Source organism: Pseudomonas sp. NPDC087598 (genome assembly GCF_044743525.1).
In the GTDB taxonomy this organism is placed as follows: Bacteria; Pseudomonadota; Gammaproteobacteria; order Pseudomonadales; family Pseudomonadaceae; genus Aquipseudomonas.
This window is the reverse complement of the sequence record NZ_JBIUWQ010000019.1, coordinates 50,295-72,744: the sequence shown is the minus strand read 5'-3', so window position 1 is coordinate 72,744 and position 22,450 is coordinate 50,295. Positions and strand designations below refer to the sequence as shown.

Sequence of the window (22,450 nt, the reverse complement as noted above, 5' to 3'; positions counted from 1 at the left end):
ACAGGGTTTTGTGGTATTGCTGGTTAAGGCGCGGCGGGGAGCAGGAAGCGGGCGATCACTGGCAGGTGATCGGAGATGCGCAACGTATCGTCTTGGCGCACCGTCGCCTCGATCCGCTTGATCTTCGGGCTGTAGAACAGATAGTCGACCGTGCGATCCGGGCCATTGAGGCCGGGGTCGTTCGGGTAGTGGGTCAGCCACTGCGCACGGTCGATGCCGCTGGCTTCGTTGTTGGTCGGGATCATCGGGTATTTGTCCCACAGCAGGTGCAACTCGCTGTCGGCGGAGTACGGCCGGCGTTGTTCGGCAGGCAAGCGACGATATTGGCCGAGTGGCAACAGATTGAAATCGCCACCGATCAGCCACGGCAAGCCCTGGCTTTCATACTTGTCGAGCACTTTGGCCACTGCGCTCACTTGCGCCTGCAAGGTGTCGTCCGGTTGGCGGGCGCGCTCAAGATGGGTATTGAATACGGTGAGTTGCCCGCCGTCGCTGAGCGGCAGTTTGGTCGCCAGCAGCGCATCTTTCGGCTGGAACTGACGGCTGATGAAATTGGCCGATGCCACTGGCAGTTGCAGGCGTTCGGCATGCTCGATGCGGTAGCGGCTGAGTGTCGCCAGTTGTCGGCCAACGCTGCCGAAGATATGCGGTTCCGGGACGAAATCGGCCTTCCAGTCAAACGCGCTGGCGCTGCACGGATACAAATCAGCGACGCGTTCCTGCAACAGTTTGAGCTGGTCCTGATAGTCGCTGGCCTTGGCGCCGTCATCCAGTTCCTGCAACAGCACGACATCCGGCTGCTCGTCGCGGATCACCCGTGCCACTTCATCGAGGCTGAAGGCCATGTCTTCCAGCGTTGGCGCTTCATCGTCACCCTGAGCCAGGTCGTTCCAGAACACGTAACGCTTGCCGGCGAGGTACTGCACGTTCCACGTCATGATTTTCAGCGCCTGCCCGGGCACCAGCATCGGCGGTGTTCCGGTACAGCTGACCGGCAGGGTTTCCCGGGCGTCGGGGCGCCAGGTCAGGCCGAAGATGAGCCCGCCGATCAGAACGATGGCGAGCACAATGAGGAGCAGGGTGTAGCGCAGTAGGCGGGTCATGGCTCGACTTATAGCGTTACAAAAAGTGGCCCCGAGCATACCCGAGTGCGCCGCCATCGCCCAAGACCAAAGCAGTCAGACCGAACTGTCGCGCTTGTCAGGAAGTTCACTGATCAGCATGAACAGCCGGAACAGCACCACGCTGGTGAACAGTTGCAGGAAACTGTGCGCACTGTCGATCAGTACGGCAAGCGCCGGGTTCTGCGGGTCGGGATAGACCTGCAGGGTCAAACCCTTGAGCAGCCACAACGGCCCCATCACACAGAGAATGCACAGCAGGATTCGCCAGAAATGCCCACGGGTCAGGCGCAGGCTTTCTTTCATCGCGTGCAATGGGTTGAGGCCACGCAGCACCAGCAGGTACTCGCCGAACGCCAGCATCACCATCAGGATCAGGCCCGGCAGGAAATACAGCGAAAGCCCCAGCAGAATCAGCAACGTGTTGAGCGCCGTCAGCAGGGCGAAGCGCGGCCACAACCGGGCGGACATGGCCAGCAGGTCGAGGGTGCGCGGCGCTTCGCCACGGGTACGGGCATCGAGAAACAGGATCAGTGCAGCGGTGTACAACGGATAGACCAGCAACCCGACAATGATGCTGTAAGCCGAGAAGCTGTCCGGATCGCTGGCGCGATCGACCACTTGTTGCAGCAGCGCTTCGACAATCACCAGCGGCAGGCACAGCTGCACGATGCTGGCCAAATGGCGTTTGAAAAAATACAGGGAGTCGCGCAGCACTTCGAAGGCATTCATCAGTCGGTATCGCAGGTCGAAAACAGTGGCTCACTTTAACCGATGATGCGCGGACGGACACAAACGTAAACATTCGGTAAAGGTCGTTGAAACATCCTGTCACTGTCTCCATTACAGGAGAGCACCTTGTCCACAGTGGACGAGGGCAACGTTATCCCCGGCAATCTACGAGGTCGCCATGAACAGCGAAGAGCAAACCCTGATCGATGGACTGTTTTCCCGGCTGCAACAGGCAGAAACGGAGGCAGCCCCGCGTGACGCCCAGGCTGAGGCGCGGATCAAGGAACACCTGACGCGCCAACCGGCGGCAGGTTATTTCATGACCCAGGCGATTCTGGTGCAAGAGGCTGCGCTCAAGAGCCTCGACGAGCAAAACAAGCAACTGACCCAACAAGTCCAGCGTTTGCAGGCCGAACTGCAATCTGCCAAGGCGCAGAGCGCAGCACCGGCGCCAAGTGGCGGCGGTGGTTTCCTGTCGAGCATCTTTGGTGGCAGCCCGCGTCCGGCGCCGACCCAGAGCGCCCCGGCATCCAGCGGTGGCTGGCGCGAACCGGCGCCGCAGCAGAACTTCAATGCGCCCGCGCCACAACAGAATTTCGGCGCACCGCCACCGAACTACGCACAGCAAGCGGCCCCGGCGGCAGGCAGCAGTTTCCTCGGCGGCGCATTGAAAACCGCCGCCGGTGTGGCCGGTGGCGTGATGCTGGCGCAGGGCATCAGCAGCCTGTTTCATCACAATCAGCAGCCGGAAGAAATTGTTGAAGTGATCAAGGAAGAGCCAGCGCAGGTGGCTGATCAGAGCAACAACGACTGGGGCAACGATCAGCGCATGGCCGGCAATGACCAGGGCGGACTCACCGACACCGACTACAGCGATGACAACTCATCGTTCTTCGATGACGACGATTCCTTCGTCTGACTAACGGTCAATCACCAGGCAACACAATCCTTGTGGCGAGGGAGCTTGCTCCCGCTGGGGCGCGTAGCGGCCCTTTCTTTTAAAAGAAGGGCCTGCTGCGCAGTCCAGCGGGAGCAAGCTCCCTCGCCACAGTGCTTTTTACTGGCATACTGGGCGCCTTTTTCGGGCCTGGCGCCTGATCCCGCTTCGGGCGCTTGCGCGCTCACAGGAACTCCGGTGAAAAAAATCGCAGTGTTCGCCGACGTGCAGAACCTCTACTACACCGTGCGTCAGGCCTATGGTTGCCACTTCAACTACGCCGCACTGTGGGCTGACATCAGCAAGGACGGGCAGATCGTCGAGGCCTACGCCTACGCCATCGACCGTGGCGACAGCAAACAGCAGCAGTTTCAGCAGATCCTGCGCAACCTCGGTTTCACCGTGAAGCTCAAGCCTTACATCCAGCGCAGCGACGGCTCGGCCAAGGGCGACTGGGACGTGGGCATCACCCTCGACATCATGGACGCTGCCGACCACGTCGACGAAATCGTCCTGGCTTCCGGTGACGGCGATTTCGACATGCTGCTCGAACGCATCATCAGCAAACACGGTGTGCAAGCGGTGGCCTACGGTGTGCCCGGCCTGACCGCCAACTCGCTGATCCGCGCCGCCAGCCGTTACGTGCCGATCGAAGGCGCGTTGCTACTGAAGAATTAAGCAGTTACTGAAGAATTTGTACGGAGTTGAACCCGGTTTGGAACGCATTGCAGTCATCGACTTTGAAACCACCGGCCTGTCGCCGAACAGCAGCTGTCGCGCCACGGAAATCGCCGTGGTCATGCTGGAAAACGGTCGCATCGTCGAGCGCTACCAGAGCCTGATGAACGCCGGCGTGCGCGTCCCGGCCTTCATCGAGCAACTGACCGGCATCAGCAACGCCATGCTGCGCACCGCGCCGTCGGCTGAACAGGTGATGAACGAGGTCAACGAATTCGTCGGCTGCACGCCACTGGTCGCGCACAACGCTTCGTTCGACCAGAAATTCTGGGACTTCGAACTGGGGCGGATCAAGCGCACGCGCTTGCAGAACTTTGCCTGTTCGTTGCTGCTGGCTCGTCGTTTGATGCCGGCCGCGCCGAACCACAAACTCGGCACCCTCACCACCTTCGCGCGCCTGCCGCACACCGGCCAGGCTCACCGGGCCATGGCCGACGCCGAGATGGCGGCCAACCTGATGGCGCATCTGGCTGAAGAGTTACGCCACAAGCACGGCGTGCGCGAGCTATCGCACGACCTGCTGTGCAAATTGCAGAAAGTCCCCGCCGCCAAAGTCAGCGAACACCTGCAGCGCTATCGCTGATCCCGCACCCCACACAGAAACCCTGTAGGAGTGAGCCTGCTCGCGAAAGCGGTCTGTCATTCGACATCATCGGTGACTGGCACACCGCTATCGCGAGCAGGCTCACTCCTACATTGGATCTGTGTTGGTTTGATCTATTTGCCGTTGCTTTCGATGTGACCGAGCGGCACGCGTTTTTCGAACGAGCTCGACAGCACAATCAAACTCTGTAGGAACTGCCGAAAGCTGCGATCTTTTTACGTCAGGCCAGACTGGCGAATTGTTGACTATCAACCTTTTCCACCGGCATAAATCCGGTTGGTTTCTTGAAATTCATCGTGTGTACGAAGTTCTTCATCGAATCGGATGGATCGATGCTTTGCATGTTGAGCTTTGATAGCGTTTCGCGTGCAAGCGCGACACTGAGGATCGGTTGATCTTCGAGATGGCCGGTTGCGGAGTTGAGAAGTGAGTCAACCGCCGTAACAATGACGAGGCGCTCGGGAAGAATACTCAGCAGTTCCTGACCTACCCGCAAAACACAGCTCGATACGTAGTCCTGTAACAGCTCATTGAACCTGCTGATCGGCATTTTTTTTACCGATAGTTTTCCGCTCTGCAGTAGCGATTTGATCTCTTGAGGGATCACTTTGGTCCCGTGTACCGAGAGCGTGCATTCGAGAATGCCGGTGTCTGCAACCGAGACATTAATTGACGTGCCCAGGTGCGAAATATCCGTAAACGGATTCACTCGCAAAACTGCATCAATTTTCGCTTGGCCATTACCGGCGAGAATTCCCAGTGCGAGGTCGTGATCGGTTTTCCAGTCTTGATGCTGCGCTTCCCACTCACTTAACTCTTGAGCTAGCTCCTGCGTGTCTTCGGCAACGGCTGCTTGAATGGCTAATTCAAGTTTTCTGCGTTGTCTGGCCTCAAGTTTTAAAGCGCGCGCAATTAAGCCAGGCTTATAACCGGACTCTCTCGCCCTGGCTTTGTTTTCATGAGTATTGAGTGCTTCCGGTTTTGTAGGTGGCGGGTGATTTGCGTACTCACTCCAGTCGATCCCCTCGCCGCAGTCTTTATGCACGGACAGCAGTAGATCTATGTGGTTTTCGTAGACTTCAACTTCATACGCGGCCTGCTCAAGGGCCTCCATTTTTGCGTATTCTTTTTGACGCACCTGCAATTCGCGTTGGCGCCTTTTGGAGTTGCGTTCAGCTCTTCTGGCTGACGCCTGCATCGAACGTAGCGTTCCCTTCCAAGTCATCTCTGAGCTCCTCTCACTTCTATTGGATTTTTATTTTTTTGAGAAAGACCGATTGTCGGCATGTTGAAGACATTAGCTGCTGCGCTTGGTGGCGTCCATCGGCCGAAAGTATCGAGTAATCGAGTTGTTTATCTGTGTGTAGAGTTTGACGAAGCATCCTACTGAAGTTTAGGGATAATCCGTCTTGAGCTTCGATAACCCCGCCGCTAACCTCTGTTCGTCGCTGCAAATTCAGCGATTGGGACTGCAAGCCCACCGATAGTTTGTTAGGAGACCACTGGCAAACCTATAATCGCGTCGCTTCAATTAGCGACTATCGATTTATGGTAGCTGTGTGCGGGAGACCTTTGGGTCTGCCGGGGTCTCCTACTCGGTCTTGCAGACCCGTGCACAGCTGCCACCCATCATCTGCAAGTGATGGGGGCAGCTCCGATGTTCAAAGGAGATTTGTCATGGTCAAGGTTGTCCGCACACCGTCAGAAAATTTCGGTTCAGTAATCACTCGTGAGCCGCTCATACAGCCCCAATCGTTTATCCATTATCACACTCAGCTACGGGCTACTCTGCAACATGCAGAGGCTTGGTTCTGTGCCCGAGACATCGGTCGTCTCATGGGGCTGGAAATCAATGCGCGGCAAGTCCTCAAGCTGGATGAGGATCAGCGGCAGATGATGTATCTGTCAGGTAGTGATGGTGCTCAAGAGACTTTGATGCTGAGCGAATCCGGGGTTTACGCAATGCTGGTTTATCACTACTCCCCAGAGAACCGTCACTTGCGTCGTTGGTTGACGCATCAAGTTGTGCCGATACTTCGTCAAAACTCCAAGTCAGTTCCAGACCCACATATGCGTTTGATCATGTGTGCCGGGGAAACGTTGAGGCTTCTGCATTGGCGCAATGAGCCATGGATACGCATGCGAGACATGCCGTATATGTTGACTCAGGAAGGGGCCAGCTACAGCTGAAGGCCTCTTGTTGATTTAGGATTGGAAGATTGATTTCTGATCAGTTGAAACAACTGTAAATCCGCTCGCGATGCCGGTGTGTCAGTCAGCATTTGTGTCGACTGATGTTCCGCCATCGCGGGCAAGCCCGCTCCCACAGGGGACATAATCGTCCTCAGGATTTGCCGTTGTTTTCGATGTGGCCAAGCGGCACGCGTTTTTCGATGGCGCTGGACAGCACTATCGACGTCTTGCTGAAGCCGAATTTCGCCACCCGGTTGATCAACTCCTCCAGTTCCGGCATCGAACCCACCGCGCCCTTCATGATCACGCACGGATCGCCCGTGACCCGGAAGCACTCGGTCAGTTGCGGGATTTTCACCAGTTCGTCGTAGACCTTCTGACTGCCGTTCTGATGCAGACGCAGTTCAATCACGCACTGGATCGGCAGACCGATTTTCGACAGGTCGATTTTCGCCTCATACCCGGTGATTACCCCGGAAGCCTCAAGCTTGGCCACGCGCTCGGCGACGGCTGGGGCGGAGAGGTTCACTTTGCGTGCCAGATCAGCGTAGGACGCGCGACCGTTTTCGAGCAGGGCACTGAGCAGCATGCGGTCGTATTTGTCCAAGGCCGGACTCCTGAAAATGCCAGACTTTCGAAATCGCGGCTTATCCCGCCGATCTCCGTGTTTTCAAAAGTGTACCGGCGCGATAAACAGGTTTTGTAACTTATTTTTGCCTGCGTGCCTTTCTAGAATAATCAATCCCCTGACTCTGACGTTCGAGCTGCCCATGCCTGCCTTGCGCCGTTTTTCCTTGCCCCTGATTGCCGCATTTTTTGCGTTGTATGTGATCTGGGGATCGACCTATCTGGTGATTCGCATCGGCGTCGAGTACTGGCCGCCGCTGATGCTCGGCGGTGTGCGTTTTGTCATCGCGGGGACGTTGATGTACGCGTTCCTTCGCTGGCGCGGGGCACCTGCACCGACCTGGGCACAGTGGAAAGCTGCGGGGATCATCGGCATTTTGCTGCTCAGTTTCGGTAACGGCGCGGTCAGTGTTGCCGAGCACACCGGGGTGGCTTCCGGCGTTGCGGCATTGGCGGTGGCGACGGTGCCGCTGTTCACTTTGCTCTGTGGATATTTCTGGGGCGCGCGCAATACACGCCTCGAATGGGCCGGGGTGGCGTTGGGGATCATCGGTATCGCCATGCTCAACATGGGCTCCAACCTGCAATCGAGTCCGATGGGTGCGGCGTTGCTGATTTTCGCGGCGGCGACCTGGGCCTTCGGTTCGGTGTGGAGCAAACATCTGCCGTTGCCGCAGGGCGCGATGGCCAGTGCCGTGGAAATGCTGGTCGGCGGTGTGGTCCTGCTGATCGGCAGCGCAGTGAGTGGCGAACGCCTGCAAGCGGTGCCGCCCGTTGAAGGCTGGCTGGCGCTGGCGTACCTGATCTTTTTCGGCTCGATCATCGCCTTCAATTCCTACATGTATCTGCTCAAGCACGTGCGTCCGGCAGCGGCGACCAGTTATGCCTACGTCAACCCGGCGGTGGCGGTGTTGCTGGGGATTGTGTTTGTCGGCGAGACCATCGGTATCGAAGAAGCACTGGCGATGCTGGTGATCATCAGCGCCGTGGTGTTGATTGGCTTGCCGCAGTGGCGTCGGCCAGCACAGCCGCCGGTCGTGGCGCCGACAGCCGTTCACGAAGAACAGCGGGCGAATTAGGGTAAACTGCGCGGCATTGCACACTTGTTTTGCGCAACCGCGCTGATTTTTCCTACGGTACTCCCATGACTTTCGCCTCTCTTGGCCTGATCGAACCCTTGCTGCGCTCCCTCGAGACGCTCGGCTACCAGACCCCGACGCCGGTTCAGGCGCAAGCCATTCCGGCCGTTCTGGCCGGTCGCGACCTGATGGCTGCGGCCCAGACCGGCACCGGCAAAACCGCCGGTTTCGCCTTGCCGCTCCTGCAGTTGCTGGCTATGGAAGGGCCGAAAGTCACCGCCAACTCGGCGCGTGCGCTGATTCTGGTACCGACCCGCGAGTTGGCCGAGCAGGTTCATGAATCCGTGCGCCAGTACGCCGAAAACCTGCCACTGCGTACTTATGCGGTGTACGGCGGCGTCAGCATCAACCCGCAAATGATGAAGCTGCGCGGCGGCGTTGATGTGCTGGTTGCCACGCCTGGTCGCCTGATCGACCTGTTCCGCCAGAACGCGCTGAAACTCGATCAGTTGCAAACTCTGGTGCTGGATGAAGCTGATCGTATGCTCGACCTCGGTTTCTCCGAAGAGCTGGCGAACATTTACCGCATGCTGCCGAAAAAACGCCAGACTCTGCTGTTCTCTGCGACCTTCTCCGATGACATCCGCCTGCTGGCCGGGCAGATGCTCAACGATCCGCTGAGCATTGAAGTCAGCCCGCGCAACGTCGCCGCCAACACCGTCAAGCAATGGGTGGTGACGGTGGACAAGAAGCGCAAGGCCGAATTGTTCGTGCACCTGATGCGCAAGAACAAGTGGAAGCAGGTGCTGGTGTTCGCCAAGACCCGCAACGGCGTCGATGCACTGGTGGAAAAACTTCAGGGCTTGGGCGTCAACGCCGATGGCATCCACGGCGACAAGCCGCAGGCGACGCGTCAGCGTGCACTGGATCGTTTCAAGCTCAGCGAAGTGCAGATTCTGGTCGCGACTGACGTTGCCGCCCGTGGTCTGGACATCGAAGATCTGCCGCTGGTGGTCAACTTCGATCTGCCGATCGTGGCCGAGGATTACATTCACCGGATCGGCCGTACCGGTCGTGCGGGCGCAACCGGCGAGGCGATTTCGCTGGTGTGTGCCGATGAGGTGAACATGTTGTCGGCGATTGAAATGCTCACGCGTCAGACCCTGAAGCGCCAGAACGAGCCGGATTTCGAACCTGAGCACCGTGTGCCGGACACCGATGCCAGCGGTCAGGTGATCAAGAAGCCGAAGAAACCGAAAAAACCCAAAACCTCTGGCGGTGGCGGCAAGCGCAATCTCGGTAAGTGGGTCGACAGCGGCGAGACCCAGGCGCCGGAGCCTTCGATCAAGCCCGTGCGCAAGGTGCCGGTGTTCAACACCGGGCCGCGCAAGCGCAAGCCTTGAACATCAAAAGCTAAAAGCCAAGAGCCCCTCACCCTAACCCTCCCGAAACGTCGGACCGCCCCGAGGGAGAGGGGACTGATTGGGGAATGCTCTCGAAATACGCTGACCTGATTCTGCTGTTGTGAATCCATAATCGGCTCGATCCTTCAGTCGATGTTGTACGCGCGACAACTCGGTAGGCTCCCTCTCCCTCTGGGCGGTCCGACGTTTCGGGAGGGCTGGGGTGAGGGTCAGGCAGGCGACTTGGACTTGAGCCACTCCAGCATCCCAAAACCCGCAGCCCGGCCACTGGCAAAACACCCCGTCAGCAGATATCCCCCGGTCGGCGCTTCCCAATCCAGCATTTCTCCCGCACAGAACACCCCCGGCAACGCCTTGAGCATCAGTTGCTCGTCCATTGCTTCGAACGTCACTCCACCAGCGCTGCTGATCGCCTCGTCCAGCGGTCGGGTTTTGATCAATGTCAGCGGCAACGCCTTGATCGCCCGGGCCAGCAGCGCTGGATCGGCAAAGGTGGCGGGGTCAGTGAGTTCACGCAACAACGCGGCTTTCACCCCGTCAATCCCGACCTGGCTGTGCAGATGCTTGGCCATCGAGCGCGAACCCCGCGGTTTGCTCAACGCAGCCTGCAATTTATCCACAGGTCGGCCCGGCAGCAGATCGATGTGGACAGTGGCTGAGCCCTGCGCGTTGATCGCTTGCCGAATCGGTGCCGACAGCGCGTAGATCAAACTTCCTTCAATCCCTGTCGCGGTGATGACGCATTCGCCGAGGCGCGGGATGTCGTCGTTCAAGCCAATGGCGATGTTTTTCAGCGGCGCCCCGGCGAATTTATTGACGAGTAATTCGCTCCAGGCTTGCACCTCGAAGCCACAATTGCTCGGCTGCAACGGCGCCAGTCCTACACCGCGCTGTTCCAGTGGCAGCATCCACGCGCCGTCGGAACCCAGTCGCGACCAACTGCCGCCGCCAAGGGCGAGCAGAGTGGCGTCCGGTTTGAGGGTTATTTCGCCGTCGGGGCAGGCGATGCGCAGTGCGCCGGTTTCATCCCAACCGAGCCAGCGATGGCGGGTGTGGATAACTACGCCACTGTCGCGCAGGCGCTTGAGCCAGGCACGCAGTAGCGGGGCGGCTTTCATGTCGGTGGGGAATACTCGGCCCGAGCTACCGATAAATGTCTCAATGCCCAGGTCGTGAATCCAGCGGCACAGTGCGTCGGCATCGAAGCCGCGCAGGAGCGGAGCGATGTGTGGTGCGCGTTCGGCGTAGCGCGAGAGGAACGCCGGATAAGGTTCGGAGTGGGTGATGTTCATGCCGCCGACGCCGGCCAGCAGAAACTTGCGGCCCACCGAGGGCATGCCGTCGTAGAGGTCGACGCGCACTCCGGCCTGACTCAGCACTTCGGCGGCCATCAGGCCGGCGGGGCCACCGCCGATGATGGCGATGTGAGCGGGGGAGGAGGCGGAGGTCTGGGTCATGGCGTGCGCTGCGGTCTGGCGGGATAAGGCGCGCATTCTAACAGCGCAAACCAATGTGGGAGATCCTTGTGGGAGCGAGCCTGCTCGCGAAAGCGGTAGGTCAGTCAGTTAAATCTTGAATGTCCGGACACCTTCGCGAGCAGGCTCGCTCCCACAAGGGAATTTTCGTTCGATTCAATAACTGGTTGAAAATTGATCAGCGTACTGCAGGCCTTAGCCAGCATGGCCTGTAGTCCCTTTCGCTCAGGTTATCCACAGGCCGTTCCACAGCGATTGTGGGTAACGCAGCACAACTCAATGACAGCCGTGTGACTGCCAGACCCGCTGCGCGCTGTGATGAAGAATGCCGTGGCGGCGGGCGAGGGCGTGGCGGTCTTTGCTGTAGCCGCCGCCAATGACGCCGACCACCGGGATGTCGCGACCCAGGCAGTGGCGCATCACGCTTTCATCGCGGGCGGCGACGCCTTCATCGGTCAGTTGCAGATAACCGAGGGCGTCGTCCTTGTGCACATCGACGCCAGCGTCGTACAGCACCAGATCCGGTTGATACAGCGGCAGTAAATAGTTGAGGGCGTCGTCCACCACGCGCAAATACTCGGTGTCGCCCATGCCTTTGGGCAGCGGAATGTCCCAGTCGCTTTCTGCTTTGCGTGCAGGAAAGTTCTTCTCGCAGTGCAGGGAAACGGTGATCGCCTCCGGGGTGTCGTGGAGAATCCGCGCAGTCCCGTCACCCTGATGCACATCGCAGTCGAAGATCAGCACCCGGTTCACCCGACCGCTTTGCAGCAGATAGTGGCTGATGATCGCCAGGTCATTGAAGATGCAAAAACCGGCCGGGTAGTCGTAATGGGCGTGATGCGTGCCGCCCGCCAAGTGGCAGGCCAAACCATGCTCCAGGGCTTTTTCCGCCGCCAGTATCGAACCGCCGACTGCGCGTACGGTTCGCCGGGCCAACGCTTCGTTCCATGGCAGGCCGAGGCGCCGCTGGTCTTCGCGGGACAACTCGCCGCTCATGTAACGTTCGATATAGCTACGGTCATGGGCGAGGGCGAGGATGTCGTTGGGACAGATTTGCGGACGCAGCAACTCGGCGTCGCTGGTCAGGCCGCTGTCGACCAGGTGATCGCGCAGCAAGCGGAACTTGTCCATGGGAAAGCGGTGATCCGCCGGGAACTCCGGGCTGTAGTCTTCGTGGTAGATCAGCGGCAGTGGCATGGTGATTTCATGTAGGAAACGTAGGAAAGAGTGAAGGATCCTACCAGCGATGTAGACTTGCGGCATGGAAACGGAGGGGCACGATGGAGCCGATACTGCAACTTGAAAGCGCACGCCTGCTGATGCGTCAGTGGCAGGACGAGGATTTGCCGGCATTTGCCGCGATGTGTGCCGATACTCAGGTGATGCGCTACTTTCCGGCCCCGTTGAGTCGACTGGAAAGCGCCGCGTTGATCGGCCGCGTGCGTGGGCATTTTGCCGAGCACGGTTACGGCCTCTGGGCACTGGAGCGCAAGGACAGCGGCGAATTTATCGGTTTCACCGGCCTGGGCGTGGTCGGTTTCGATGCGCCGTTTACCCCGGCGGTGGAAATCGGCTGGCGTCTGGCCAAGGAACATTGGGGCCTCGGTTACGCCAGTGAAGCGGCCTGGACCGCTCTGCGCTGCGGGTTTGATCGGTTGGCCCTGAAGGAGATCGTGGCCTTCACGGCACAAAGCAATCTGCCGTCGGAAAAAGTCATGCAGGCGATCGGCATGCATCACGATGCGGCCAATGATTTTGATCATCCGAAACTCGCCGCCGATCATCCTTTACAAAGACATGTGCTGTACCGCATTACCCGGGAGCAGTGGCTGCAAACCTTGCATGGATAAGCCGACACGGACGTTTACAATGGCCGCCAAATCATTGGCCCGCGCCAGAACCAGAATCGGCCGCCGCAGCCAAGACTGCGCGGCATAGCTTTGTGTGAGGAGAGTCTGAATGAGCCAAGTGTTGGAAGATCTGGTCGATTTGCTGACCCTGGAACCGATTGAAGAAAACCTCTTCCGAGGCCGCAGCCAGGACCTGGGGTTCCGTCAGTTGTTCGGTGGTCAGGTGCTCGGTCAGTCGCTATCGGCGGCCAGTCAGACTGTTGAGGAAGCCCGCCATGTGCATTCCATGCACGGCTATTTTCTGCGCCCCGGCGACGCGAAGTTGCCGGTGGTGTATTCGGTTGACCGCGTGCGCGACGGTGGCAGTTTCAGCACCCGTCGCGTGACGGCGATTCAGAAGGGACATCCGATCTTCACCTGCAGCGCTTCGTTTCAATACGACGAAGAAGGCTTCGAACATCAGAGCCAGATGCCGGTTGTGGTCGGCCCGGAAAACCTGCCGTCGGAGCTGGAGCTGACCCAGCAGCGTGCGCACCTGATCCCGGAGCACATGCGTGAAAAACTGTTGTGCCCGAAACCGATCGAAGTGCGCCCGGTCACCGAAAAAGACCCCTACAACCCGCAGCCAGCGGATCCGGTGAAATACGTGTGGTTCCGTGCCGATGGCGCACTGGCCGACATTCCGGCACTGCACAAATACCTGCTGGCTTACGCTTCGGATTTCGGTCTGTTGACCACTTCGATGCTGCCCCACGGCAAATCGGTCTGGCAGAAAGACATGCAGGTTGCCAGCCTCGATCACGCGTTGTGGTTCCACAACGATCTGCGCGCCGATGACTGGTTGCTCTATGCGATGGACAGTCCGTGGGCCGGCAACTCTCGTGGTTTTTCCCGTGGTAGCGTGTACAACCGTGCCGGACGACTGGTGGCCTCGGTAACCCAGGAAGGCTTGATCCGTCATCGCAAGGATTGGGCATGAGTCTGACTGAAGTTCGTCATTGGGTGTTCGACATGGACGGCACGCTGACCGTCGCCGTGCATGATTTTGCGGCGATTCGCGTGGCACTGGCGATTCCGCCCGAGGACGACATCCTCACGCATCTGGCTGCGCTACCGGCGGATGAAGCCGCGGCGAAACATGCCTGGTTGCTCGAGCATGAGCGCGATTTGGCACTGGGTTCGAAACCGGCCACGGGTGCTGTGGAACTGGTGCGCGATCTGCACTCGCGCGGGTATCGCCTCGGCATTCTGACGCGCAATGCCCGGGAGCTGGCGCATGTCACCCTTGAGGCCATCGGCCTCGCTGAATGTTTTGCGGTGGACGATGTGCTGGGTCGCGATGAAGCACCGCCGAAACCGCATCCGGGTGGATTGCTGAAGTTGGCTGAGGCGTGGAAAGTGCCGGCCAGTGAGATGGTGATGGTGGGCGATTACCGCTTTGATCTGGATTGCGGGCGAGCGGCGGGCGCGCGGACGGTGCTGGTGAACCTGCCGGATAATCCGTGGCCGGAACTGACGGATTGGCATGCGCAGGATTGTCTCGAATTACGGCGGATGCTTCTGGCCTGAGACCTGTGTTGTCTGTAATTGCCCCATCGCTGGCAAGCCAGCTCCCACAGGATTTCATGTGAATACATGAACTTCATTCGACGCAGATACTGCAGGAGCTGGCTTGCCAGGTCCCACAGGTTCTCAAGTGAATACAGAATTGCATTCGGCATAGATATTGTGGGAGCTGGCTTGCCAGCGATGAGGCCGGTTCAGCTCCCACAAAATTACTGTTCGAACAGAGCCTTCTGCCCCTCCGCCGACGTCAGCATCCCATCGCCGTTATGCCCGACCCCGGGCACTTCCACCAGCCGCTGATTGACCCCTTCCGGATGGCGGCGCAGTAAATAGCCGAAGTACAACTTGCCGCGCTCGAGCCGATACGCACCTTGCGCCTCAGCGGCACAGCTCTTGTCCAGCGCCGGATGTTGCGGGTCGATGTCCTGCTGCCCAAGCAGATAAATCACCTCGCGCTTGATGTAACTGCTTTCAAGCTGCAACGGCGTTTGCCCGCCGGCGTACACCGGCATGTCTGACAGACCGTACTTCCAGCGATTGAAACCCACGCACTTCGCGTGATCGAACGCCACCGGCCGTTGCTCGTTGAAATAAGCGTAGGAAGACGGGTTGGCCACTACATAACGCAAGCGAATGCCGTTGGCCTTCAGCGCCGGTTGATCCTTGGCGAGCAGGGCATATCGCTGCACCACTTGGCCACCGCCGGAGTGGCCGAAAATCACGATCTGCTTGACGTCCGGAAACTGCTTGCGGTCAGTTACGCGCGCGACGATTTCATCCAGCGCGGCGTAGGAACTCAACGGATTCGGCCCTGTGGATAAACCACCGCCCATCCACTCGTTACCCTTCCAGCGCAACAATGTTGCGGGAAGCGAGTACAGGGCGACATCACTTTCATTGAGAAACTGCGGCGCGATCACCAGCGTGTGCGTGGTTTGACCGGCCAGTTCGGCGGCGCTCTCGGCGCTCTTGCGATAGGTTTCGGCGTTGCGCAAACGGCCATGAATGACGATCAGCACCCGCTCGATTTTTTCAGGCGCCGGGCCGATGCCCACTGCCATTTCCCCGGCCTTCAGTTGCAAGCGCCCGGGACTGATCGCGTCGACGCCGGCCGCTTGAGCGGTGCTGCCAATGATCAGTAAAGCCAAAAGCCATTTATGCATTTACAGGTTTTTCGCCGCGAAGGTGTCGCACTGGCCGACCTGGCCCTGCGCGAATCCGGTTTTGAACCAGCGCACCCTTTGCGCCGACGTACCGTGGGTGAACGAGTCTGGCACCACACGGCCCTGACCCTGTTGCTGCAAGCGATCATCACCGATGGCGTTGGCGGCGTTCAAGGCTTCTTCGATGTCGCCCGGTTCCAGCCAGTTCAGACGCTTCTGCGCGTTGTAGGCCCAGACGCCGGCCAGGCAGTCGGCTTGCAACTCTTGGCGCACCAGTAAGCCACCGTCACCCTCCATCTGCCGACCTTGCTGGCGGGCTGCCTGGATTTTTGCCGAGACACCGAGAAGCGTCTGCACATGATGTCCGACTTCGTGAGCGATCACGTAGGCCTGGGCGAAGTCGCCCGCGGCCTTGAAGCGTTGCGACATTTCCTGGAAGAACGCCATGTCCAGATAAACCTTCTGATCCGCCGGGCAGTAGAACGGTCCGGTGGCGGAAGTTGCCAGACCACAGGCGGAGTTGACCCGATTGCTGAACAGCACCAGGGTCGGATCCTTATATTGCCGGCCGGCCTGCTGGAAAATCGAGCCCCAAGTGTCCTCGGTGTCGCCGAGAATCGAGCGCACAAACTCCGCCTGTTCGTCGTTGGCAGGCGGTGCCTGGCGGGTTTGCGAGGTGGGCGCCGACTGCTGTCCCGATTGCCCGACGAGCTGACCGAGAATTTGCAGAGGATCCTGGCCGGTAATCCAGCCGATGCCGACGATCAACAGGATGGCGCCCAGACTCAGGCCCTTGCCGCCGCCAAACCGCATCCCGCCACCGCCACCACCGGTATCATCACCACGGGCATCGACGACGTTGTCACTGCGTCGGCCTTTTTTCCATAGCATGTGGGAATCCTCTGAATAAACGTGATGATGAGTGTTGCTGGTGTGCGAGAGCGGCGCCAGTCCGGTCGTCAGACACCTGAACGGCCCCGGCGGTTCGACGGCCAGGCAAGGATCATATGCCCGACGAGAACTATAACGGTGTGCCGTCAGGCTTGCTGATTTTCATGAGCTTCACTTCCAGCGATTGAAACCCGTGAATCGCGTGTGATTGAACGTCACGGGTCGCTGTTCATTGAACCAGTTGCACGAGTAAACACTCACGACCACATTACGCAGGTGCCAAAAGCCGTTAATGCATTTACAGGTCGTTCGCCGCGAAGGTGTTGCACTGGCCAACCTGGCCCTGCGCGAATCCGGTGTTGAACCAGTTCACCCTTTGCTCCGATGTACCGTGAGTAAACGCATCCGGGTCCAGATCCTCCTCATCCCGCAGTTGCAGGTAATCATCACCCCCGTCGTGGACGGTCTTCAGGGCTTCTTCGATGTCGCCGGATTCCAGCCAGTTCAGACGCTTCTGAGCGTTATAGGCCCAGACTCCGGCCAGGCAGTCGGCCTGCAATTCCAGGCGCACACTGAGTCCACTCTCTCCGTCGACGGGTTCACCTCGCGCTTCAGCCTCATTTAATTCCCTATCGCTTCCCAACAAGGCTTGGACATGGTGCCCGACCTCATGAGCGATGATGTAGGCCTGCGCAAAGTCGTACACGGTTGAGGACGTTGTCGTATCTTTATCCAGATCGCGCAGATCGATATAAAGTTTCTGATCATGTGCGCAATAGACTGTACCGTCCTCTTGCGGGTCCATTACACCGCAGGCCGACGGGGTTTCTTCGTTGTACAAAACCAGAGTCGGTGCGGAATATGCCTGACCTGACTCGGCGAAAAACTCAGTCCATACCTCTTCGGTACTTCCCAGTACCGCCTCGATGAATACGCGATGCGGATCGTCTTTTAAAAGGACGGCGATCTATGCGTCGTGCTGCGCCTTGACTACGGCCGCCGCCGCAGGACCGACGGTAGTTTCAAGCGCTGCCCAGTAACCTCCGTAGGCGACTGCAAGGGAGGCAACCAGGCCTGTGGCCAAGGCTATCCCTGTCGCGCTACGGCGCTCCTTGTGCTTTCGCTGATCGTCCACATTGTTGCTGCGTTCAGATTTGTTCCATAACATTTTGCTTATCTCTCATAGGTTTATGGGCGTTTATTGCCCGGCCTATGAATATCCGCATGTGAAGGGTGTTTGCAGGCGCAATGTGTAAGAGCGCGTAAGCCACTTTCGGCTGAAGAAATAAATGTCGTTCTTTTCAGTATTAACTTGTCGAAAATGCCTACGTCCGGATGTAATCCGGAAAGGGCTTCTCTATGCGCCCAAGAAACCTTTCAGCCATTGCCCTGCAAGTGTCAGAAGCGTTGTGTTCGAATGAAGCTGTGCGCTGTTCGCCCGGTATTTCGAATGTTGTCTGTAAGAGACGGAACTCCGACTCTAGATTGTTGCGCAGTATTTACAGGGAGGTCCCATGACCGTCAGCACACCGTTATCCGGAATAAACCAGCCCTTCAAAGGGATCTTGCTGATCGTCGTCGCGACCTTCCTGTTCTCCAGTCATGACGCCCTGTCGAAGTACCTCTCGGGCTTCTATCCGATCGTGATGGTGGTGTGGGCGCGATATGTAGTGCACACGTTGTTGATGGCGGGGATTTTTCTGCCGCAGTCCGGTCTACGTGTCCTGCGCACAAAAAAGCCGTTGTGGCAGCTGGCCCGCGCACTTTGCCTGCTGGGCACCAGCCTTTTTTTCACCACGGCGCTGTTGTACATCCCGCTGGCGGAAGCCACAGCGGTGAACTTCCTGGCACCCGTGCTGGTGACGGCGTTGTCGGTGCCGCTGCTGAAGGAACGGGTCACGCGGGGGCAGTGGATTGCGGTGATTTGCGGCTTTGTCGGCGTGCTGATCATCGTCCACCCCGGCGGTGAACTGTTTACGCCGGCGGTGTTGCTGCCGTTCTGCTCGGCACTGTTTTTCTGTTTTTATCAATTGCTGACACGCAAGCTCGCGGCAATCGACAGCCCGACCACCAGCAACTTTTTTGCCGGGTTGTGCAATACGTTGGTGATGAGCGCGCTGGTACCGTTCTTCTGGCAAGTGCCGACCTTGACTCACGCCGGGCTGATGCTGGCGCTGGGTACGTGCGGGATGACCGCGCATTTGTTTCTTACCCAGGCGTTCCGGCACGCCGCGCCGGCATTGCTGGCGCCGTTCGGTTATTGCCAGATCGTCTTTGCGGGGTTGTTGGGGTGGCTGCTGTTCAACCACACACCGAGCCTGTTAACGGTAATCGGCATAGCGGTGATCTGTTGCAGCGGCCTGGCGGCGGCGTGGCAGCAGAGCCGCCGTTGAAGCACCGCAAACCCCTGTAGGAGTGAGCCTGCTCGCGATGGCTTCTTATCAGTCAACATAGTCATCGACCGACCGACAGACCGCCATCGCGAGCAGGCTCACTCCTACAGGAGAGGCTTGTGTAGGCAGGTTACTCGGTGATGGTTGGAATCTTGCGCGGCGCCATGAAGTACATCCAGGTCAGCGCGAGGAAGTACATCGCCGGAATCAGCGTGAACAGCACCGTGTAGTTATTGTTGGTGACCGTCAGGATATGGCCGACGATCTGGGTCATGAACATCCCGCCGATCGCCGCGCACATGCCGCCGAAACCGAACACCGTGCTCATCATGTGCTTGGGCGTGTAGTCCATCACCAGGCTCCAGATGTTCGCCGTCCATGCCTGATGCGCGCCGATCGCCAGAGAGATGGCTGCCACCGCAACCCACAGATTGGCGGAACCGGCGGCCATGACCACGCCGATGATGCAGCAGGCAAACAGAAACATCGACAACAGCCGCGCCTTGATCGAGTTCATCCCGCGACCGATCAGGAACGAAGACAGAATGCCGCCGCCCACGCTGCCGAAGTCGGCGGTTACGTAGATGATGATCAGCGGGATGCCCATCTGGGTCACGTTGATGCCCAGGTTGTATTGCTGATTGAGAAACGGCGGCAGCCAGTACAGGTAGAACCAGAACACCGGCGCAGTCAGCGAGTAGGCAAGGGCGAAGGCCCAGGTGCCACGCATCCGCAGTATTTTCGAGAACGGCACGCGGGCCTGTTCTGGTTCGACTTCCTGCTGGATGTAATCCAGTTCCGATTGTTTGACGCTCGGATGGTCTTCTGGATTGAAATACTTCAGACCCCAGAACAACAGCCAGATGCCGCCCAGCGCCGACATGCACAGGAACGCGGCCTGCCAGCCCCACACATGCAGCACCAGAGGCAACAGCATCGGCGTGAACATCGCGCCGACATTGGTCCCGGCGTTGAAGATGCCGGTGGCGACTGCACGTTCGCCGGCAGGGAACCACAAGCGCGTGGTTTTTACGCAGGCCGGGTAGTTCGCCGCTTCCGTCAGACCGAGGATAAACCGGCAAACCATGAAGCCGACTGCCGAGGTCGCCAGACCGTGAGCGCCAGTGGCCAGGCTCCACAACAAGACTGCGCAGAAGAACACGCGTTTGACGCCGACCCGGTCGATCAACCGCCCTTGCAGCACGAAGCCGATGGCGTAACCGACCTGAAACCAGAAATTGATGTTGGCGTAATCCATCGCCGTCCAGCTCATTTCCTTGGCGAGGATGGGCTGCATGACGCCGAGCGCGGCGCGGTCGATGTAGTTCAGGGTCGTGGCGAAAAACACCAGCGCCAGCATCCCCCAACGGGTTTTGCCGACCGCCATGGCGCCGCGGATCTTGTCGCCGATGCCACCCGTGGCAGTGCTCATGGCCGGAGCCATGCGGGAAGTCTGTGAAGGAATCATGTGTTCCACCCGTTTTTGGATTTTTTATTTGGTGTGCTTTTTCTTGCACGCTGCGACCGGTGGTTCAGATCCGGACTCAATGTGCGGTCGATGTTGGGCAGTGGACGAAAAACCGTCAATTCGCCAAACCGCCATTGTGTTCGATAATCGCACGCAAAACTAACCGGGTAGTACACTTTAAATTGCTGCGCGAAGGGATGCAGCCAATAATTTCCCCCACGACAAAAACGATCCCCCGCCATACAGCGGCGCAGTCCGGGAGTTGAAGTATGCAGCGTTCCATTGCCACCGTTTCCTTGAGCGGCACCCTGCCGGAAAAACTCGAAGCCATCGCCGCCGCCGGGTTCGACGGGGTGGAGATTTTCGAAAACGACCTTCTGTACTACGACGGCAGTCCACGGGAAATTAAACAGATGTGCGCCGACCTCGGCATCGCCATCACTCTGTTTCAGCCATTCCGCGATTTCGAAGGCTGCCGCCGTGATCGTCTGGCGCGCAACCTTGAGCGGGCCGAACGCAAGTTCGACCTGATGCAGGAATTGGGCACCGACCTTGTGCTGGTGTGCAGCAACGCGTCGGCCGACAGCGTTGGCGATCAGCAAATCCTGATCGACGATTTGCGCTTGCTCGCCGAACACGCCGGTGCCCGCGGTTTGCGCATCGGCTACGAAGCGTTGGCCTGGGGCCGTTACGTGAATACTTATCAACAGGTCTGGGACATCGTGCGCCAAGCCGATCACCCAAGCCTTGGCGTGCTCCTCGACAGCTTTCATGCCCTGTCGCTGAAAGGCGATCCGCGCGCCATCGCCGACATTCCCGGCGATAAGATTTTCTTCGTGCAAATGGCCGACGCGCCGATCCTGGCCATGGACGTGTTGGAGTGGAGCCGACATTTCCGTTGTTTCCCGGGGCAGGGCGAGTTCGATCTGCCGGGGTTTCTCGCGCCGATCATCAAGAGTGGTTACACCGGGCCACTGTCGCTGGAAATCTTCAACGACGGTTTCCGCGCCGCACCGCCACGGGCCAACGCGGCAGACGGCTTGCGTTCGCTGTTGTACCTGGAGGAGAAAACCCGGCAACGCTTGGAACAGGAAACCCAGCCTGTCTCCAATCGCGAAATCCTCTTCGAAACACCGCAGGCCAGCGAATACAACGGCATCGAATTTCTCGAGTTCGCTGTCGATGAAAGCCTCGGCGCCAAGCTTTCGAATTGGCTGGAGCGTCTGGGCTTCGTCAAGGCAGGGCAACACCGCTCGAAGAGTGTCAGCCTGCTGCGCCAGGGCGATATCAACCTGATCCTCAACTCCGAGCCGTACTCGTTTGCACACAGTTTTTTCGAGGCTCATGGCCCATCGTTGTGTGCCACCGCCGTACGGGTCAACGATAGCGCCAGCGCGCTGGCGCGTGCCGTGGCTTATAAAGGCCAACCGTATCGCGGACTGGTTGGCCCCAATGAACTGGAGCTGGCGGCAGTGCGTGCACCGGATGGCAGCCTGATTTATCTGGTGGATGAGGAAGCCGATGTCTACGGCACCGATTTCAATCTGCTGTCAGGCGCGGTAGCCCGTGGTGGTCTCAAGCGTATCGATCATATGGCCATGGCGCTGCCGGCGGACAGCCTCGACAGTTGGGTGCTGTTCTACAAGAGCCTACTGGATTTCGAGGCTGACGACGAAGTGGTGCTGCCCGACCCGTACGGTCTGGTGAAAAGCCGCGCCCTGCGCAGCCGCGACAGTTCGATCCGCCTGCCGCTGAACATTTCCGAAAACCGCAACACCGCGATTTCGCATGCGCTGTCGAGTTACCGTGGCTCCGGAGTGCATCACATCGCCTTCGATTGTGATGACATCTTCGCTGAAGTCAGGCGTGCCAAAGAAGCCGGCGTGCCGTTGCTGGATATCCCGCTGAATTATTACGACGATCTGGCTGCACGCTTCGATTTCGACGACGAATTTCTCAGCGAGCTGGCGTACTACAACGTCCTCTATGATCGCGACGCGCAGGGCGGCGAACTGTTCCACGTGTACACCGAGCCGTTCGAAGGGCGCTTCTTTTTCGAGATCATCCAGCGTAAAAATGGCTATGCCGGTTACGGCGCGGCCAACGTCGCAGTGCGTCTGGCGGCGATGGCCAAATCACGCAGTGGTGCCGTACGTCAGGCGAAGTTGTAGGAAATTCGTAAACGCGGG

Annotated in this window: 21 protein-coding genes; 11 read left to right on the top strand and 10 right to left on the bottom strand. The window is 58.8% G+C overall.

Annotated features, from left to right (window positions below; all coding sequences use genetic code 11):
• Window positions 1-23 precede the first annotated feature (23 nt).
• Together ACIOWE_RS13105 and ACIOWE_RS13100 are read right to left on the bottom strand one after the other, a co-directional pair.
• Window positions 24-1,103, bottom strand: a complete 1,080-nt coding sequence (locus ACIOWE_RS13105) for an endonuclease/exonuclease/phosphatase family protein (RefSeq protein WP_401391811.1) — start codon at window positions 1,101-1,103, stop codon at window positions 24-26.
• Window positions 1,104-1,178: 75 nt separating this feature from the next.
• A complete protein-coding gene (locus ACIOWE_RS13100; protein ID WP_201236695.1) occupies window positions 1,179-1,853 on the bottom strand; it encodes a YciC family protein in 675 nt (224 codons plus the stop codon).
• 178 nt (window positions 1,854-2,031) lie between these two features.
• On the opposite strand from ACIOWE_RS13100, the gene ACIOWE_RS13095 reads away from it, so the two are divergent.
• The 3 genes from ACIOWE_RS13095 (at window position 2,032) to ACIOWE_RS13085 (ending at window position 4,111) form a co-directional block, all read left to right on the top strand.
• Window positions 2,032-2,772: a DUF2076 domain-containing protein gene (locus ACIOWE_RS13095; RefSeq protein WP_401391808.1), complete on the top strand. Its 741-nt coding sequence runs from the start codon at window positions 2,032-2,034 to the stop codon at window positions 2,770-2,772.
• Window positions 2,773-2,988: 216 nt separating this feature from the next.
• Window positions 2,989-3,468 (top strand): NYN domain-containing protein, encoded by a 480-nt coding sequence (locus ACIOWE_RS13090; RefSeq protein ID WP_007949802.1) that lies wholly within the window; start codon window positions 2,989-2,991, stop codon window positions 3,466-3,468.
• A gap of 37 nt (window positions 3,469-3,505) precedes the next feature.
• The gene (locus ACIOWE_RS13085; protein ID WP_401391805.1) at window positions 3,506-4,111 is read left to right on the top strand and encodes a PolC-type DNA polymerase III; all 606 of its coding nucleotides are present in this window, start codon (window positions 3,506-3,508) and stop codon (window positions 4,109-4,111) included.
• A 241-nt stretch (window positions 4,112-4,352) separates the two neighbouring features.
• On the opposite strand, the gene ACIOWE_RS13080 is transcribed toward ACIOWE_RS13085, so the two are convergent.
• Window positions 4,353-5,357, bottom strand: coding sequence for a hypothetical protein (locus ACIOWE_RS13080; protein ID WP_401391802.1), 1,005 nt, complete (start codon window positions 5,355-5,357; stop codon window positions 4,353-4,355).
• A gap of 452 nt (window positions 5,358-5,809) precedes the next feature.
• Between ACIOWE_RS13080 and ACIOWE_RS13075 the strand changes: the two genes are divergently transcribed.
• Window positions 5,810-6,322 (top strand): Bro-N domain-containing protein, encoded by a 513-nt coding sequence (locus ACIOWE_RS13075; RefSeq protein ID WP_401391799.1) that lies wholly within the window; start codon window positions 5,810-5,812, stop codon window positions 6,320-6,322.
• Window positions 6,323-6,476: 154 nt separating this feature from the next.
• Here the strand turns inward: ACIOWE_RS13075 and ACIOWE_RS13070 are convergent, their stop codons facing one another.
• Window positions 6,477-6,932 carry an Lrp/AsnC family transcriptional regulator gene (locus ACIOWE_RS13070; protein ID WP_401391796.1) on the bottom strand — a complete coding sequence of 152 codons (456 nt, stop codon included), beginning with the start codon at window positions 6,930-6,932 and terminating at the stop codon, window positions 6,477-6,479.
• A 163-nt stretch (window positions 6,933-7,095) separates the two neighbouring features.
• Between ACIOWE_RS13070 and yedA the strand changes: the two genes are divergently transcribed.
• On the top strand, window positions 7,096-8,031 hold the full coding sequence (gene yedA / locus ACIOWE_RS13065; RefSeq protein WP_401391793.1) for a drug/metabolite exporter YedA: 936 nt from the start codon (window positions 7,096-7,098) through the stop codon (window positions 8,029-8,031).
• Between the two features lie 65 nt (window positions 8,032-8,096).
• Complete coding sequence (locus tag ACIOWE_RS13060) at window positions 8,097-9,434, top strand: DEAD/DEAH box helicase (protein WP_401391790.1); 1,338 nt, start codon at window positions 8,097-8,099, stop codon at window positions 9,432-9,434.
• A gap of 230 nt (window positions 9,435-9,664) precedes the next feature.
• On the opposite strand, the gene ACIOWE_RS13055 is transcribed toward ACIOWE_RS13060, so the two are convergent.
• Window positions 9,665-10,912 carry a TIGR03862 family flavoprotein gene (locus tag ACIOWE_RS13055; RefSeq protein ID WP_401391787.1) on the bottom strand — a complete coding sequence of 416 codons (1,248 nt, stop codon included), beginning with the start codon at window positions 10,910-10,912 and terminating at the stop codon, window positions 9,665-9,667.
• Between the two features lie 294 nt (window positions 10,913-11,206).
• Window positions 11,207-12,127 carry a histone deacetylase gene (locus tag ACIOWE_RS13050; protein ID WP_401391784.1) on the bottom strand — a complete coding sequence of 307 codons (921 nt, stop codon included), beginning with the start codon at window positions 12,125-12,127 and terminating at the stop codon, window positions 11,207-11,209.
• Window positions 12,128-12,210: 83 nt separating this feature from the next.
• Here ACIOWE_RS13050 and ACIOWE_RS13045 point away from each other — a divergent pair, with 83 nt between their 5' ends.
• From ACIOWE_RS13045 to ACIOWE_RS13035, 3 genes are all read left to right on the top strand, one after another.
• On the top strand, window positions 12,211-12,780 hold the full coding sequence (locus ACIOWE_RS13045; protein WP_401391781.1) for a GNAT family N-acetyltransferase: 570 nt from the start codon (window positions 12,211-12,213) through the stop codon (window positions 12,778-12,780).
• 109 nt (window positions 12,781-12,889) lie between these two features.
• Window positions 12,890-13,759: an acyl-CoA thioesterase II gene (tesB, locus tag ACIOWE_RS13040; RefSeq protein WP_401391778.1), complete on the top strand. Its 870-nt coding sequence runs from the start codon at window positions 12,890-12,892 to the stop codon at window positions 13,757-13,759.
• Window positions 13,756-14,349 (top strand): HAD family hydrolase, encoded by a 594-nt coding sequence (locus tag ACIOWE_RS13035; protein ID WP_401391775.1) that lies wholly within the window; start codon window positions 13,756-13,758, stop codon window positions 14,347-14,349. Before tesB ends, ACIOWE_RS13035 begins: the two co-directional genes overlap by 4 nt.
• Window positions 14,350-14,555: 206 nt before the next feature.
• On the opposite strand, the gene ACIOWE_RS13030 is transcribed toward ACIOWE_RS13035, so the two are convergent.
• The 3 genes from ACIOWE_RS13030 to ACIOWE_RS13020 all read right to left on the bottom strand — a co-directional run bounded on the left by ACIOWE_RS13030 (window position 14,556) and on the right by ACIOWE_RS13020 (window position 17,367).
• Window positions 14,556-15,509: an alpha/beta hydrolase gene (locus tag ACIOWE_RS13030; protein ID WP_401391772.1), complete on the bottom strand. Its 954-nt coding sequence runs from the start codon at window positions 15,507-15,509 to the stop codon at window positions 14,556-14,558.
• Window positions 15,510-16,400, bottom strand: a complete 891-nt coding sequence (locus ACIOWE_RS13025) for a neutral zinc metallopeptidase (protein ID WP_201236705.1) — start codon at window positions 16,398-16,400, stop codon at window positions 15,510-15,512.
• 298 nt (window positions 16,401-16,698) lie between these two features.
• Entirely contained in the window at window positions 16,699-17,367 is a 669-nt protein-coding gene (locus tag ACIOWE_RS13020; protein ID WP_401391864.1) for a neutral zinc metallopeptidase, read from the bottom strand.
• A gap of 547 nt (window positions 17,368-17,914) precedes the next feature.
• Here ACIOWE_RS13020 and ACIOWE_RS13015 point away from each other — a divergent pair.
• Entirely contained in the window at window positions 17,915-18,793 is an 879-nt protein-coding gene (locus tag ACIOWE_RS13015; protein ID WP_401391769.1) for a DMT family transporter, read from the top strand.
• A gap of 130 nt (window positions 18,794-18,923) precedes the next feature.
• On the opposite strand, the gene ACIOWE_RS13010 is transcribed toward ACIOWE_RS13015, so the two are convergent.
• Window positions 18,924-20,261, bottom strand: coding sequence for an MFS transporter (locus tag ACIOWE_RS13010; RefSeq protein WP_401391766.1), 1,338 nt, complete (start codon window positions 20,259-20,261; stop codon window positions 18,924-18,926).
• A 269-nt stretch (window positions 20,262-20,530) separates the two neighbouring features.
• Between ACIOWE_RS13010 and quiC the strand changes: the two genes are divergently transcribed.
• Window positions 20,531-22,432 (top strand): 3-dehydroshikimate dehydratase QuiC, encoded by a 1,902-nt coding sequence (quiC, locus tag ACIOWE_RS13005; protein ID WP_401391763.1) that lies wholly within the window; start codon window positions 20,531-20,533, stop codon window positions 22,430-22,432.
• Window positions 22,433-22,450 lie beyond the last annotated feature (18 nt).